Raw genomic sequence first — 14,535 nt, forward strand, 5'->3', positions numbered from 1 at the left:
GGGACTCAGGGTTGTCACCTGTGTGTCCGCTTTTACCGCGAAGAGGGTTTGCGCCGATCAAGAAAACCCAGTGTCCATGCGGGCTGCGCAGCGGCGCTCCATAAAAAATGCCCGCTGGCTGCGGGCATTCGAGCTTGTCATTTCCGGCATCGGGTGTGCTGGGCAGGCCTGGCGCGGGCGGCGAGTCTACAGCCATTGAAACCACCATAAAAAATAGCTGCAACGCCTATCCCGAGGCATTGCAGCTATTGTTTCTTGGAGGTGGGCTAGGCCGGCACTTGCATGCGCTGCAGCAGATGCTGGGCGGCTGCCTCCGGATCGGGGGCATTGACCAGGGCGCGCACCACGGCCACCGAGCCCACGCCCGTGGCACGCACGGCGGGGAACAGGTCCTCGGAAATGCCGCCAATCGCCACCAGCGGGTATTGCTGCATCAGCCGCACATAGGCCGCCAGACGTGCCAGTCCTTGCGGAGCTGTCGCCATCTTCTTGAGCGTGGTGGGAAAGACTGCGCCCAGGGCGATATAGCTGGGCTGGACAGCATGGGCGCGCACCATCTCCGCGTAGCCATGGGTGGAGACGCCCAAGCGTGTGCCCGAGCTGCGGATGGTCTGCAGATCGCGCTGGCCGATCACGTCCAGATCTTCCTGGCCCACATGGATGCCGTAGGCGCCCGCGTCCAGCGCGGCCTGCCAGTGGTCGTTGATGAACAGGCGTGCCTGCGTGCCCTTGACGGCTTCAACAGCGGCCTTGACCTCTTGTGCCACGGCGGCCCTGTCGTCGGACTTGAAACGCAGCTGCACCGTGGGCACACCCGCGCGGGCCATGCGGCCCACCCATTCGGCCGTAGGCAGCACGCCATACAGGCCCAGCTCGCGCGGGCAATGGGCAAAGGCCAGGGCCGGGTCGGCCTTGCCGAGACCGAAGTCGCGTGGGTCGTCGGGCCAGTGGGTGGCATCGAAATGATTGTTGCGCTCGCTCTGGCACTGCCAGGCCTGGGCCACGGTCTGCGCATCCACGGCAATAAAGCCCAGCTCGCTGCAGGCCTCAAGCGCAGCCAGATAGGCCGGGTCCTGACGCAGCGCGGGCGGCACGGGCTGGGGCGTCAGCTCGACCGAGTTGGCATCGTGGTGCAGCTGGGCGCCAAAGTTGGCGCTGTGCTGGTGGATGATGGCTTGCGCAAGGGCCTTGATTTCAGCGGAGTCCATGGGACGGCCTTTATTCCTGATGCCAGAAAGGGGTGCCCAGCACTGGCGTGCTGGGCTGGGCGGCGTTTTGCTCGGCCATGGCACCTGCGCGCCAGGCGGCGTGACCGGCATTGACGGCATCGGAGAAGGCACCGGCCATGGCCACGGGATCTTCGGACAGGGCCACGGCGGTGTTCAGCAGCACGGCGTCATAACCCCATTCCATCACGGTGCAGGCATGCGATGGGCGGCCCAGGCCGGCATCGACGATCAGCGGCACCTTCAGGCGCTCGCGCAGCATCTGCATGGCATAGGGGTTGACGGGGCCACGGCCGGTGCCGATGGGCGCAGCCCAGGGCATGACGGCCTGGCAGCCCACGTCAACGAGCTTTTGGCACAGCACCAGGTCGTAGGTGGTGTAGGGCAGGACCTGGAAGCCGTCCTTGATGAGGATGGAGGCCGCTTCCACCAGATTGAGCGTATCGGGCTGCAGCGTGTAGTCGTCGCCGATCAGCTCCAGCTTGATCCAGGGGGTGTCGAAGACTTCACGCGCCATCTGGGCCGTGGTCACGGCCTCCTGGATGGTCATGCAGCCTGCCGTATTGGGCAGCACGGGCACATTGAGCTTGCGCAGCAGCTCCCAGAAGCTGGCACCGGTCTCGGCGGCATTGCTGCCCTGGCGGCGCAGCGAGGCCGTGACCATGGCGGGCCTGGAGCGCTCCACGGCGGCTTCGAGAATCGCCGGCGAGGGGTAGCGCGAGGTGCCCAGCAGCAAGCGGCTTTCAAAACGCTGGCCGTAGAGAACCAGTGCGTCGTCGGTGGTTTTGGTATTCATGATTTATCTATATCTCTTGTCTTTGTATCGCAATGCTCGTCAAGCTAAATGGACTTCAAACGAGCATGTGCCAAGTCAGTGACACCGAGCAAGAGCCGCCTCGCCGCGAGGGTGTCGTCCCCTGGGGGAAGGCGCGAAGCGACTCAGGGGGATTCATTGCTAGCCGCCTGTCACCGGAGAGATGACTTCCATCCTGTCGCCCTCGTTGAGCGCATGGTCGGCGTACTGCGTCTTGGGCACAAATACCGTATTGACCGCCACGGCAAACGGGGGCCTGGCCTGCATTTGCGCCAGCGCATCGGCCACGGTGGCATGGGCTTGAAGCTCGGTGGCTTGCTGGTTGAGAGTGATCTTCATGGCATCGAAAAGGAAAATAAAGCGGGTGCTAAGTTAAACCTCTGCACGGCGGTGCTTGCGTGCGCCGGGGGTGCAAGTGCTGTGCGCCAAAGTTCGGGCTCGCAGTTCAGCCACGATGCACGGCGACATCGAATTCGCGCGCCAGCGGCGAGTCGTTGTGGTCCACCAGCTCCAGCACCACGTCCAGCATGGCGGGCGAGATCATGAAGCCGTGACGGTAGAGGCCGTTGACTTCCATGACGCGCGGGGTCAGCAGACGCACGGCGGGCAGATTATCGGGCAGGGTGGGGCGGCACTGGGTGGCGATCTCCACAATGCGGCCTTCGGCAAAGCCGGAGTGCACGGTATAGGCCGCACTCAGCAGCTCCAGCGTGGAGCGCACGCTGGCTGGCGACATATCGTCGGACTCGATCTCGGTCGCGCCAATCACGAACAGATGATCTTCCTTGGGCGCTATATAGATGGGGTAGCGTGGATGGATCAGGCGTGTGGGGCGCTGCAGCGTGACTTCGGGCGCATGGATGCGCACCACCTCGCCGCGAATGCCGCGCAGCTGCTTCCACTGGGTACGGGCACCCAGGCCCCGGCAGTCGAACACGAAGTCTGGCTGGCCGCTGTCGCCATGGGTTTCGCCGGGGCGGAAGTCGCTCACTTCGCGCGGGCTCTCCCAGTGCAGCCGCACGCCCAGGGCGCTGAGCTTGTCGAGCAGCGCCGTCAGCAGCTGGCGGTTGTCGAGCTGACCTTCGCCGGGCAGATAGACGGCCTGGTTGAAGCGTCCCTGCAGCGCGGGCTCGCAGTCCTGCAGCGCCGCGCCGGTCTTCTCCTGCATGGCCGGCAGGCTGGGGTTGATGCGCCGGTTTTTCTCCAGCAGGCCGAAAAAGCGCGCCGCATCGCCCTGGTCCTGACGGTGCCAGAGGATCAACGTGCCGTTTTGCTGCAAAAACACATGCTGCTCAAGCTGGGCTATCAGCTCGGGCCAGCGCTTGAGCCCATGCTGGCCCATGCGCACCACGCCGGGCTCGGTAATGGCCGACTCGGCCAGCGGCGCCAGCATGGCGGCCGCCACGCGCGCCGCAGCGCCATCGCCTTGCGGGCCGTGCGCGTCATAGAGGTCGATGGCATGACCGCGCTGGGCCAGGGCCAGCGCCAGCAGACGGCCCATGAGGCCGCCGCCGAGAATGGCGATCTTTGAAGAAGCTTGTAGCAATGACATGTGCAAATCGTTTTCCATCCGGACACAGGAACAGGGCCATGTGCAGGACAAAACGCGGCATGCCTTGCGGCTTGTGAAACTCCCCACGCCAGCATGACCTGGATCGGGTGCAGGGGGCACAGGGCACGGATGGTGCTCTGGTGCGCAGCCGGTGGCTGGCGCTGCCCCAGGGTGTTTCTCAGTCCGCGCAGGCTGCTTGCCTGCGGGACACCCCTGTTTCGTCCGTTGGACATTACAGCACAACCGCAAACTGCACGCATTGACCATGCGCATGGGCGATAATTTTTGCCATGACAGTGATTGCTTCATCCTCCATCTCCGGCGCCGCAAAAAAGCGCTATGCGCGCGTGCTCTCCATTGCCGGCTCCGACAGCGGTGGGGGCGCCGGCATCCAGGCCGACCTCAAGACCTGCGCGGCACTGGGCTGCTACGGCATGACGGCGATCACGGCCATCACCGTGCAGAACACGCTGGGCGTGACGGGTATTCACGGCATTCCGCTCGATACCGTGCGCGGCCAGATCGATGCCGTTGTGCAGGACATAGGCGTCGATGCCGTCAAGATCGGCATGCTGGCAACCCCCGATGTGGTGAGCGTGGTGGCGGATGCGATCCGTCGCCACCGGATCAGGAACGTGGTGCTGGACCCCGTGATGGTGGCCACCAGTGGCGATCGCCTGATCGTTCCCGAGACGGCACAGGCGCTGGTCAGCGAGCTGTTTCCGCTGGCGACGGTGATTACCCCCAATCTGGATGAAGCAGCTTTGCTGCTGGGTCGCAGCATCGACGGCATTGGAGCGCTGGATGCGGCCGTCGCCGATCTGCTGGCCATGGGGGCGCCGGCGGTGTTGCTCAAGGGCGGTCATCTGAGCGGCGATCTGGTCATGGATGTGCTGGGCCGGCAAGGCCAGCAGGCCGGCGACTATCTGCGCCTGCAGTCGCAGCGCATCATCACCCATAACGGTCACGGCACGGGTTGCACGCTGTCGTCGGCGATTGCATCTTTCCTGGCCCAGGGGCTGGCGCTGGAGGCGGCAGTGACCGAGGCGCGGCGCTATATTCTGGGCGCCATCGAAGCGGGCGCCGAGGTCTATACCGGCCAGGGCCACGGTCCGCTCAATCATGGCTATGCGCCGCGCGCGCAGCTGATCGTCGAAGGCTGATTGCCGGCACTCACAAAAAAGGCCTGCTGCTGCAGGCCTTTGCTTTTGGGGTGTGCTTGTTGCTGGGCTTACCAGCCCCAGACCAGATTATTGGCCACCCAGCCGCTTTGGCCATTGCTGCGCTGGACCTGGGCCCAGCTGCCTTGCTTTTTCAGCGTCTGCAGCACCTCATGCTGCTCCAGCTTGCCTACCCGGTTGTGTTTCTGGCCGGGGCCGGAGCGCAGATTGGCCGTGCGTGCCGTCACCACCATATGCGGGCTCTTGCTGGTCAGCGGGGCGTGGACCCAGCCCAGTGTGGACTCATAGTCCTTCACGCGCAGCCACTGGCCCTTGCGCTGGGTGACTTGCAGCGGGTAGCCCTTGCTGAGCTCCCAGAGGGTTGCGGAGCGGGTGTTGGGCTGTTCGCGCACATTCACGGTCTTGCCCTTGATGCTGACAAATTCCTGGGCTTGTGCAAGGGCCGGCAGCAGGCCGGCGGTGAGCGCACCCAGCGCGATCAGGCTTGAAGTGGCGGCGGTGCGGATCCAGCGGGCTGTGCGGCGTTGGTTGCAAGGCACGGGGCAGATTCTCCTTTTATCGATTGAAAACAGGCTGTAACCCTTATCGGACTTGCGTGGCTAGCTATAGTTCCTGTAGAAAGCTGACAGGGGCTGAACGCCCGACAGCCATCAAGGAATGCCATGAACCAGCCAGCTAGCGCCCATGGGAGCGCCTCGTTGACCACCCGATTGACGCTTGCGATGACGGCTCTGGCCGCAGCGACGCTGCTCACGGCCTGCCAGAGTAGGGCGTCGGCGAATGCTCCAGCTGTAGCACCTGCCGCCGCTGCGGATGCAAAAGCCCGGGAGCTGCAGATGCTGGGCCGGCAATTGCTGGCCGCTGCCGCGCAGGGCGATGCCGTGGCGGTGCGCAATCTGCTGGCCGGCAACGCGCCTGTCGACGCGCAGGACGCCCAGGGCAATACCCCGTTGCTGCTGGCCACGGCAGCCAACCATATCGAGGTGGCGAGATCGCTGCTGATGCACGGTGCCAGCCCCAATATCCAGAACCAGATGCAAGACAGCGCCTATCTTCTGGCCGGTGCGCAGGGCCGGCTGGAGATTGTGCGCATGACGATTTCCTATGGTGCCGATCTCAAGAGCACCAACCGCTATGGCGGCACGGCCCTGATTCCGGCCTGCGAGCGAGGCCATCTGGAAACAGCCCAGGCGCTGATCACGGCTGGTGTGGATGTGAACCATGTCAACCGGCTGGGCTGGACCTGCCTGATGGAGGCCGTGGTGCTCAGCGATGGCGGGCCGCGCCATCAGGCCATCATCCAGGCCTTGATCGATGCGAAAGCGGATCTGAACCTGCCCGACAAGGATGGGGTGACGGCCCTGGCCCATGCACGCCAGCGCGGGCAGCTGGCCGTGGTGCAACTGCTGCAGGCAGCGGGCGCCAGGTAAGAAGTAGAGAAAATGGCTGAAGCGCTCTGTTAGGGGGCGCTTTTTGCTATTGATTTCGTTTTTCAGGCGGCAACGGAGCGCGGCTGCAGCTGGCGTGTGGCGACGGCCACCACAAAAGTCAGCGCCAGCGTGGGCAGGGCCGAGCCCAGGGCTGTGCTGGCATAGGGCAGCAGGTGATAGAAGGCAATGCCCAGCACCCAGATGGCCACGGCATCCCAGCGCACGGCGGGCGCTTTTTGCATCAGCTGCACGGCATCGGTGCCAAAGGCCAGGCGACCCAGCATCACGCCGAACAACGGCACAAAGCAGGAGCTGAGCAGCAGCAGAAACGGCTCCAGGCTGTGCATAGGCAGCACCATGGCCAGCGCCGTGCACAGCGACGCGATCAGCAGGCCCCAGCGGCGAATGCTCCAGCCCGGTTGCAGGCTGTGGGCCGACATGGCGCCCGAGTAGGCATCGCCATAGGCGTTGTCCACCTCGTCGATCAGAATCAGCGACAGGGCAATCAGCCCGCCCTGGGCCAGCAGCAGGGCCGTGACCAGGTCTTCGCTGGGCAGGGTCAGGGCCACCAGCACGCCCAGGCTGTAGCACCAGATATTGGCCAGGGCAAAGCCGCTCCAGGTGCCCGTCAGCGCGGACTTGCCGCTTTTGCCGTGGCGCGCATAGTCGGCCACCAGCGGCAGCCAGCTGATGGGCATGGCTATCACCAGATCGACGGCGCCGAGCATGCTCATGCCGCCTGCACCTTCGCGGGCCAGCAAGGTCCCGAGGCCGGTGGCGCTGGCCATTTTCAGGAATTGCCAGCTCAGCCACAGCAGCGAGGCAATCACCAGCGGCAAGGCCACGCGCGAGATGATGCGGCGCACCAGGGTGGTCATGGAGCCGCTCATCAGTAGCAGGATCACGCCACCCCAGAGCAGCGTGGCCAGCCAGGGCCAGTAGGCGGCGCCCATGATGCCGCTTTGCTTGCCCAGCGCCACGGTGGCGTCGCGCATCACCACCAGCTCGAAACTGCCCCAGCCCAGCAGCTGGATGATGTTGAGCACGATAGGCAGTCGTGCGAAGCGGCGGCCGTAGACGCTGTGCATCAGTCCGGCGCTGGACAGGCCGCTGTCGCAGCCCAGCTTGCCCACCCAGCCCAGCAGGCCGGCGCCGATCAGGGAGCCGATGCCGATCGCGATCAGCGCATGCAGAGGGCTGAGCGCGGGCAGCAGATAGGCGCCCATCTGCATGACCAGCAGGCCCACGCCCAGACTGAACCACAGCGAGGCATGGTCGCGCCAGGCAAAGACGCGCTCCTGCGCCGTCACCGGGGCCAGGGCCCGATTGGCCGATGTGGAAGAAGATGAATTCATGAATGCTCCGCCAGAAAAACGAAGCAGGGGCCGCATGGTTGGCGCGGCAGGCCAGCAAAGACATGGCCAGTCGCGGTCTGACACCTTGGACAGCTTCCCTGCGCGAGGATGATCTCGGGCAAGCGGACCTCAAGACACCGCTTGCGCAATCAGGTTCAAAGGGACTCTCTCAGCCCTGACCGGTCATGGTCAGGACACCCCCAGCATGGCTGCCAGCCTTGGGCTGCAGCGAGCGCGATTGTGCCAGACATGCCAGGCCGGAGCAGGACTGCGGCGCGAAGCGGTGTTGCAAAGGGTGTTGGAAATGGTGTTGCAAATGCTTGCAAATCAGAGGGCCGGTCTTGACCCCGTTGGCTCTGCTGCTGCGTTTCAGCCTTCGACAAGTTTGTTTCACGCCGCTGTGGCTGTACTTTGAGGAGGCCTTGTCCATGTTGTCTGTCCGTATCGATCCCCCGGTTTCCGGTTTCTTGCTGTCGCGCGGCCGTCTGCTGCGCGCTTCTGTGCTCTGCGCTGCCGCGATGGTGGCCGCCGCGCCGGCTTCGGCCTGGACGCGTGGCAGCCACAAGCTGGCCCAGATCAGCATCGTCGAACGTGCCACGGGTCGGGTACTGCCCCAGTACAGTCACGAGGGGGAGTTGTGGGTGGTGGGTCGTCCTGGTGCCAACTATGCGGTGCGCATCCGCAATCTCGAGGGCCGCCGCATCATGGGCGTCATCAGCGTTGACGGGGTCAATGCCATCAACGGCCGCACGGCGAGCTCCCGCGCCGAAGGCGGCTATGTGCTGGATGCGGGCGACAGCTATGACGTGAGGGGCTGGCGCAAAAGCAATGACAACGTGGCTGCGTTCTATTTTTCCGAAAGCGATATGTCCTATGCCGCCAGAACCGGCCGGCCGCAGGATGTGGGCGTGATCGGGGTTGCGCTGTACCGTGAAAAGCTCCCCGAGCCTGCCGCCTACCAGGGGCCGCTCTATGAGCCGCAAGCGCAGGCCAGTGCCTCGGCGGCTGAATCTGCGGCGGCGGATGTCGCCGTGCCGCAGGCCGCCAGCAAGAGCCGCAGCGCCGAGCGCCGTGCGCCACAGGCCTCGCCGGCCCCCTCGCTGGGCACGGGCCATGGCGCAGTGGAGCGCTCGCAAGTCACCCAGGTGGAGTTCGAAGCCGACACTGACCAGCCCCGGCAGATGGTGCGCATCCGTTACGACAGCTATGCCAATCTGGTCGCCAGAGGCGTGATTCGCGAGCCTCGTCCACGGCCGTCCCAGCCGCGCGTGCCCAATCCTTTTCCCGGGGACAACGGCTTTGTGCCGGATCCGCCCCGCAACTGAGTTGGTGGCGCTGTCGCCGGAATTTGCATAATCGCGGGCATGCTTGCACCGCCGCTTGCCCAACCCTCAACCGCCGATGAAGCCCTGATGTGCAGCTATGCCGCAGGGCAGACCACGGCTTTTGAGACGCTTTATGCCCGGCACAGCTTGCGCATGTGGCGCTATTTCTATCGCAACACGGGCGATGCGGCGCTGGCCGACGATCTGGCGCAAGACCTCTGGTTTGCCGTGGTGGACAGCGCCTGCCGCTATGAGGTGCGCAGCAGGTTCACGACCTGGCTGTTCACCATCGCGCATCACCGGCTGGTCGACCATTGGCGCAGGCAGCGGCCGGGCATCAGCCTGTTGGCAGACACGCAAGAGTCCATGCGGCTGGCCGAAAGCCTGTTTGCGGCCTCGGGCTTCGAGCCCGAGCAGCAGCTCGATCGCCAACTCATGGCCCAGGCCATTCTGGCAGCGTTGGCCCGGCTCCCGGCCGAGCAGCGCGAGTGCTTTTTGCTGCAGGTCGAGGCTGATCTGACACTGGCCGAAATTGCGCAGACCACCGGCGTTGCCGAGGAAACGGCTAAGAGCCGCTTGCGCTATGCGCGTGCCAAACTGCGCGCCGCGCTGGAGGAACTGGCATGAATATGCACCCCGACGCCCCGTCCGGCGACGACAAGCCCGATGCGCTGCGAGAGATCTACCACGATGCGGTGGCACAAGACCGTGGCCCCAGTGCGCAAAGCAGCGCCGCTATTTTGGATCGCGCGCGCCAGCGCGCGGCAGGCGTAGGGCAGGAGCCCTCGGTGCCGATGGACAAGCCGGCCGCCAATGACCGCTTCTGGCTGCGTCATGCGCTGGGCGGACTGGCGGCTGTCGGACTGGTGGGCTGGCTGATGCTGCAGCATGGTGCCTGGTGGAGCGGGCCGGACGCCGGATCCGGTTCCAGCTCCGAAGTCGTGGCCGAGCCTGCCCAGCCTGCGGATATCGACCCGGCTGCACAGGCGGCTGTACAGGCGTCTGCAATGGCTTCTGTAATCGCTTCTGCCCCGGCCGCTGCAGATGCCAGCGCAGCTCCTTCGGCTCCGCTGGCTGAGAAGTCCAGGCAGAGCGGGGCTCCAGCCAAGGCGCAGCAGGTGCCGCATACCCAGGATGTGCAGGCGTCGGCCCCCGCGCCGCAATCCGAGGCTGCGCCAGCCTCCAGCGCAGCAACAGGAGCGGCTGCAAGCAGAGCACCGGCAGCCAAGGCGCTTTCCCTGAGCACGGACGCTGCGCAGCCTGTTGCCCCTGCGGCCGATGCGGTGGCACCCCAAAACTCTCGCTTGTCCGCGCAATTGCCGCTGTGTCCCTTGCAGACCGAAGAAGAGGCCCGTCGGCAAGCCGCAACAGAGGGGGCGGATAAGGGGGCGGATAGGGGCTCGGGCACGGCACGCCGATCCCCGCATTGCCGTCCGCGAAAGCCCGAGCAATTGCCGCCAGTCAAGTCTGGGTCTGGTCCAGATGCTGCGCAAGATGTAGCAACACCGCAGCGATGAGACAAAAAAAGCCCGCTTGACGCGGGCTTGGGTGATGGTCTGGCCAGTCCTTTTCAGGTCTGGCGTAAGAGCATGTTACTGGATTTTTGCGCTTTTGCGCAGCTGATCCTGGAATTGCTGCAGCTTTTGCTGTTGCAGCTGCTGAGTGATCTGGGGCTTGACGTCCTCGAACTTGGGCATTTCAGCCTGGCGCTCGTCATCCATGCGGATGATGTGCCAGCCAAACTGGCTCTTGACGGGGGCGTCGGTCATTTCGCCCTTCTTGAGCTTGATCAGCGCTTCGGTGAACTCGGGCACGTAGTTGTTGGGGTTGGCCCAGTCCAGGTCGCCGCCGCGGGCACCCGATCCGGGGTCCTTGGATTCCTTCTTGGCGATGTCTTCGAACTTCTTGCCGGCCTTCACTTCGGCGATGATGGCCTTGGCGCGGTCTTCGGATTCCACGAGGATGTGGCTGGCCTTGTATTCCTTGCCACCATTGGCCTCAACGAACTTGTCGTATTCGGCCTTGGCTTCGGCATCGGTCACGGGGTTCTTCTTCTGGAAGTCTTCGAACAGCGCACGGATCAGCACAGTCTGGCGGGCCATGTCCATCTGTTGCTTGTAGGCCTCGGAAGCTGCCAGACCGCGGCGGTTGGCTTCCTGCATGAAGACTTCACGCGCGATGACCTCGTCCTTGATCATCTTGTCCATCTCGGGGGCCACGGGCTGGCCGCTGGCTTCGATCTGGGCCTTAAGGGCATTGACGCGGGCCATGGGAACGGCCTTGCCATTGACGATGGCCACATTCTGGGCCGAGGCGGACAGGGCGGCTGCGCCCAGAACAGCGGCGGCCACGATACGGGCCAGTTGCTTTTGTTTCATGCTCATTCGAGTTGTGATTGAGAAAAGTAAGTGAAGTTCAGTCCATACGCAACAGGCTCCCATCAAGGAGCCTGTGGTCAGAACGGTGCGTTCTCAAAGTACTTCAATGGCGATGGCATGAACACCCTGGTCAATGAAGTCTTGCAGTGCATCATACACAAGGCGGTGGCGTGCCACGCGGGTTTTTCCATCAAAGGCCGGACCAGCGATGCGCACGCGAAAATGCGTGCCCACACCGCTGTCGTTGGCACCGGCATGACCGGCATGCTGATAGCTCTCGTCGATGACTTCGAGTCGGCTCGGGGCCAGACGCTGGCGCAGGGCGGCGTCCATGGCCTGGGCGCTGATGGTCACGCTCATGGCTGCTTGTCCTTGGTTTCGGCCGTGTTGGGCACACCGTCCTGGGGCAGGTAGCGGCTCATGTAGACGGCTTGTGCAATCACAAACACCACCATCAGTCCCATGCCGCCAAACAGCTTGAAGTTGACCCAGGCATCGGTGTCGAAGTTGTAGGCTACCCAGATGTTGAGTCCGCCCATGGCAGCGAAGAATGCGGTCCAGGCCCAGTTGAGCTTGAGCCATATGGCGTCGGGCAGTTGCAGTTGCGCGCCCATGACGGAACGCAGCAGGTTCTTTTGAAACACCAACTGGCCGATCAGCAGCGCGCCGCCCATGAGCCAGTACAGCACCGTGGGCTTCCATTTGATGAAGTTGTCGTCATGGGCCAGCAAAGTGGCGCCGCCAAACAGTACGATGACGCCCAGGCTCATCCATTGCATGGGCTCGATCTTGCCGGTCTTCAAGCGCAGATAGGCGATCTGCGCCACAGTGGCGGCAATGGCCACGGCTGTGGCGGTGTAGATGCCCCAGACCTTGAAGGCCACGAAAAACAGGATGATGGGGAAGAAATCAATCAGCAGCTTCATGCGCGAAATGGTAGTCGTTCTGGAATTCAGACTGCGCAGCACCGACAAGGTTCCCGGCGCTGTGAGTAAAGCCGCATCATGCACCAAAGCCCAGGTCATTCCGTGAGCAAAGCCTTGTGCGCCGGACGGAATCAGCTATCAAAGCTGATGCGCAACGCCAGCGCAGCAAGCTCGCTTGGAAGCGTAGCCCTTGCTGCCCAAGCGTTGCCAGCTCTTATTTTTGGGGCTCGTTCTGGAAATCCAGCGAGGCCGAGTTCATGCAGTAGCGCAGGCCGGTGTCGGTGGGGCCGTCAGGAAAGACATGGCCCAGATGGGCTCCGCAGTTGCTGCACACAGTCTCGGTGCGCACCATGCCGTGGCTGCGGTCCACGATATTGGTGATGGCGCCGGGCAGGGCCTGGTCAAAGCTGGGCCAGCCGCAGCCGGCGTCAAACTTGGTATGGGAGTCGAACAGCTTGTTGCCGCAGCAGATGCAGTGGTAGCTGCCATCGGCCCAGAACTGTTCGTATTTGCCGGTGAACGGCCGCTCGGTGGCCGCGTGGCGCGTGACCTGGAAGGCCGCGGCTTCGGCGCCCTTGTCCTGCAACAGGGCTTGCCATTCTTGGTCGGATTTCTGGACAGGGAAGCTCATGATGAACAGCTGATCTCAATCGAGGAAGCCCAGTCGGGCGGGAAGCCGGCCCAGTCAGCGTGGTCCGGGTGCGATTCATAAGGCGCTTGCAGCACGGCCAGCATTTGCTGCGCAGGCGCAAAGTCGCCTGACTGGGCGGCACGAATCACGGTCTCGCCCAGATGGTTGCGCAGCACAAAGCGCGGATTGGATTTTTGCATCAAATCGACGGCTTGCGCTTGATCCACTTGTGCCAGCTGAGCTGAATAGCCCAGTGACCAGGCATCAAAGCTGGCGCGATCCAAAATGATGTCACGCAGTGGCTCAAAGTCGATTTTCGTTTCCTGCCTCTGTGCAATAGCATCGGTCAGGAGGCTGAAGAAGATGGTGTAGTCCACCTTGCTGTCGGCCAGGATCTGCAGCAGCGGGTTGACCAGCAGCGCAAAGCGCCCTTCAGTGGCGGGCGTGCCGGCCTCGTTCTCGGGCAGGCCCAGCTTGGCCAGCATCTGGCGCGCATAGGCGGCGGGAAAGACGGTCTTGTACGACTCCAGCGCGGCAATCGTCAGCTCTTCGTCGCCGATCAGCGGCAGCAGGGCCTGGCCCAGGCAATAGAGATTCCAGTAGGCCACCTGGGGCTGGCGGTTGAAGGCATAGCGGCCCTGGCTGTCGCTGTGGTTGCAGATGTGGCCGGGGTCGAAGGCGTCGAGAAACTGGAAGGGGCCGTAATCGATGGTCAGGCCCAGGATGCTCATATTGTCGGTATTCATCACGCCATGGCAAAAGCCCACGCCTTGCCACTGGGCCAGCAATCGGGCCGTGCGCTCGCTCACGGCCTGCAGAAAGTTGGCATAGGGATTGCCGTTCAGTGCAGCGGCCGTGCGGCACTGAGGGTAGTGCTGGTCGATGACCAGATCGGCCAGGGCTTTTAGTTCGGCCTGCATGTCGCGTGCGGCGAAATGCTCGAAATGGCCGAAGCGGATGAAACTCTCGGCCACACGGGTCACGACGGCGGCGGTTTCCATGGTCTCGCGCGCCACGGGCAGGGGCGAGCCTGTCAGCGCCAGCGCGCGCGTGGTGGGAATGCCCAGGGCCGCCATGGCTTCGCTGCAGAGAAACTCGCGAATCGACGAGCGCAGCACGGCCCGGCCGTCACCCATGCGTGAATAGGGGGTGCGGCCTGCGCCCTTGAGCTGGACTTCAAAGCCCTGCTCCGTCTCGCCCAGCAAGATGGCACGGCCGTCGCCGAGCTGGCCGGCCCAGACGCCGAACTGGTGACCGCTATAGACAGCGGCCAGCGACTTGCTGCCGCCGTTGCCATGGTCGGGGGCAGGATTGCCGCTGAGTATCTGCAGTGCTTGGGCACTGCGCAGCCATTCGGGGTTCAGACCCATCCAGCGGGCCGTGCTGACGCTGGTGGCAATCCAGTGCGGCTCGGGCACTGGCGTGGGTTGAAGATAGGTGAAAAAAGCAGGGCCCAGGGATTCGAAGCGGCCGGGCTTGCGCCATTGCGGGGCAGGGGATTCGCTCATGCGGGCATTGTGCTTGAGCGGCATCAGGGACAGGGCTTGCAGGGTTGTTGAGCCGGTTGAAGCTGGCGGGTGGCCTAGGTTTTTCCCTGAGTGCGCGCATATCGTTCAGAGGGAGGATGCCGGCAAAGGTCGCCAAGGTTACGCATTGGTGACAGTCCTCAGATGACGACCGGGAAGCCCGCGCTAGGATGCTTCCCGATCATCACAAC

The 14,535-nt window shown here is 63.9% G+C and carries 16 protein-coding genes; 5 read left to right on the forward strand and 11 right to left on the reverse strand.

The features are described 5' to 3' along the window. Positions 1-266: 266 nt before the first annotated feature. The 4 genes from thiE to QYQ99_RS22760 form a co-directional block, all read right to left on the reverse strand. Entirely contained in the window at positions 267-1,208 is a 942-nt protein-coding gene (thiE, locus tag QYQ99_RS22745) for a thiamine phosphate synthase (RefSeq protein ID WP_302090125.1), read from the reverse strand. Between the two features lie 10 nt (positions 1,209-1,218). Further along, positions 1,219-2,022 (reverse strand): thiazole synthase, encoded by an 804-nt coding sequence (locus QYQ99_RS22750; RefSeq protein ID WP_053281721.1) that lies wholly within the window; start codon positions 2,020-2,022, stop codon positions 1,219-1,221. A gap of 159 nt (positions 2,023-2,181) precedes the next feature. Further along, entirely contained in the window at positions 2,182-2,379 is a 198-nt protein-coding gene (gene thiS / locus QYQ99_RS22755; RefSeq protein ID WP_302090126.1) for a sulfur carrier protein ThiS, read from the reverse strand. 106 nt (positions 2,380-2,485) lie between these two features. After that, positions 2,486-3,592: an FAD-dependent oxidoreductase gene (locus tag QYQ99_RS22760; RefSeq protein ID WP_302090127.1), complete on the reverse strand. Its 1,107-nt coding sequence runs from the start codon at positions 3,590-3,592 to the stop codon at positions 2,486-2,488. A gap of 290 nt (positions 3,593-3,882) precedes the next feature. Between QYQ99_RS22760 and thiD the strand changes: the two genes are divergently transcribed. Next, on the forward strand, positions 3,883-4,755 hold the full coding sequence (thiD, locus tag QYQ99_RS22765; protein ID WP_034365936.1) for a bifunctional hydroxymethylpyrimidine kinase/phosphomethylpyrimidine kinase: 873 nt from the start codon (positions 3,883-3,885) through the stop codon (positions 4,753-4,755). Between the two features lie 68 nt (positions 4,756-4,823). On the opposite strand, the gene QYQ99_RS22770 is transcribed toward thiD, so the two are convergent. Continuing rightward, positions 4,824-5,312: an SH3 domain-containing protein gene (locus tag QYQ99_RS22770; RefSeq protein ID WP_302090128.1), complete on the reverse strand. Its 489-nt coding sequence runs from the start codon at positions 5,310-5,312 to the stop codon at positions 4,824-4,826. Positions 5,313-5,435: 123 nt separating this feature from the next. On the opposite strand from QYQ99_RS22770, the gene QYQ99_RS22775 reads away from it, so the two are divergent. After that, complete coding sequence (locus QYQ99_RS22775; RefSeq protein ID WP_302090129.1) at positions 5,436-6,203, forward strand: ankyrin repeat domain-containing protein; 768 nt, start codon at positions 5,436-5,438, stop codon at positions 6,201-6,203. 62 nt (positions 6,204-6,265) lie between these two features. Here QYQ99_RS22775 and QYQ99_RS22780 read toward each other — a convergent pair whose 3' ends face one another. Beyond that, on the reverse strand, positions 6,266-7,558 hold the full coding sequence (locus tag QYQ99_RS22780; protein WP_302090130.1) for a purine-cytosine permease family protein: 1,293 nt from the start codon (positions 7,556-7,558) through the stop codon (positions 6,266-6,268). Positions 7,559-7,986: 428 nt separating this feature from the next. Here QYQ99_RS22780 and QYQ99_RS22785 point away from each other — a divergent pair, with 428 nt between their 5' ends. From QYQ99_RS22785 to QYQ99_RS22795, 3 genes are read left to right on the forward strand one after another with little or no spacing between them, the layout of a single operon-like run. Further along, positions 7,987-8,883: a hypothetical protein gene (locus QYQ99_RS22785; RefSeq protein WP_302090131.1), complete on the forward strand. Its 897-nt coding sequence runs from the start codon at positions 7,987-7,989 to the stop codon at positions 8,881-8,883. Positions 8,884-8,922: 39 nt separating this feature from the next. Beyond that, complete coding sequence (locus QYQ99_RS22790; RefSeq protein WP_302090132.1) at positions 8,923-9,510, forward strand: sigma-70 family RNA polymerase sigma factor; 588 nt, start codon at positions 8,923-8,925, stop codon at positions 9,508-9,510. After that, positions 9,507-10,400: a hypothetical protein gene (locus tag QYQ99_RS22795; protein WP_302090133.1), complete on the forward strand. Its 894-nt coding sequence runs from the start codon at positions 9,507-9,509 to the stop codon at positions 10,398-10,400. The genes QYQ99_RS22790 and QYQ99_RS22795 overlap by 4 nt, the downstream gene beginning before the upstream one ends. A 75-nt stretch (positions 10,401-10,475) precedes the next feature. On the opposite strand, the gene QYQ99_RS22800 is transcribed toward QYQ99_RS22795, so the two are convergent. From QYQ99_RS22800 to QYQ99_RS22820, 5 genes are all read right to left on the reverse strand, one after another. Continuing rightward, positions 10,476-11,267 carry a peptidylprolyl isomerase gene (locus QYQ99_RS22800; RefSeq protein ID WP_409817003.1) on the reverse strand — a complete coding sequence of 264 codons (792 nt, stop codon included), beginning with the start codon at positions 11,265-11,267 and terminating at the stop codon, positions 10,476-10,478. Between the two features lie 87 nt (positions 11,268-11,354). After that, positions 11,355-11,621, reverse strand: a complete 267-nt coding sequence (locus QYQ99_RS22805; protein ID WP_302090134.1) for a BolA family protein — start codon at positions 11,619-11,621, stop codon at positions 11,355-11,357. Beyond that, positions 11,618-12,187 (reverse strand): septation protein A, encoded by a 570-nt coding sequence (locus QYQ99_RS22810; RefSeq protein ID WP_302090135.1) that lies wholly within the window; start codon positions 12,185-12,187, stop codon positions 11,618-11,620. The genes QYQ99_RS22805 and QYQ99_RS22810 overlap by 4 nt, the downstream gene beginning before the upstream one ends. A gap of 214 nt (positions 12,188-12,401) precedes the next feature. Further along, the gene (msrB, locus tag QYQ99_RS22815; protein ID WP_280008463.1) at positions 12,402-12,818 is read right to left on the reverse strand and encodes a peptide-methionine (R)-S-oxide reductase MsrB; all 417 of its coding nucleotides are present in this window, start codon (positions 12,816-12,818) and stop codon (positions 12,402-12,404) included. Further along, positions 12,815-14,350: a protein adenylyltransferase SelO gene (locus QYQ99_RS22820; RefSeq protein ID WP_437439053.1), complete on the reverse strand. Its 1,536-nt coding sequence runs from the start codon at positions 14,348-14,350 to the stop codon at positions 12,815-12,817. Before QYQ99_RS22820 ends, msrB begins: the two co-directional genes overlap by 4 nt. Between the last annotated feature and the right edge of the window lie 185 nt (positions 14,351-14,535).

The sequence above is a fragment of the Comamonas testosteroni genome, from assembly GCF_030505195.1.
In the GTDB taxonomy this organism is placed as follows: domain Bacteria; phylum Pseudomonadota; class Gammaproteobacteria; order Burkholderiales; family Burkholderiaceae_C; genus Comamonas; species Comamonas testosteroni_G.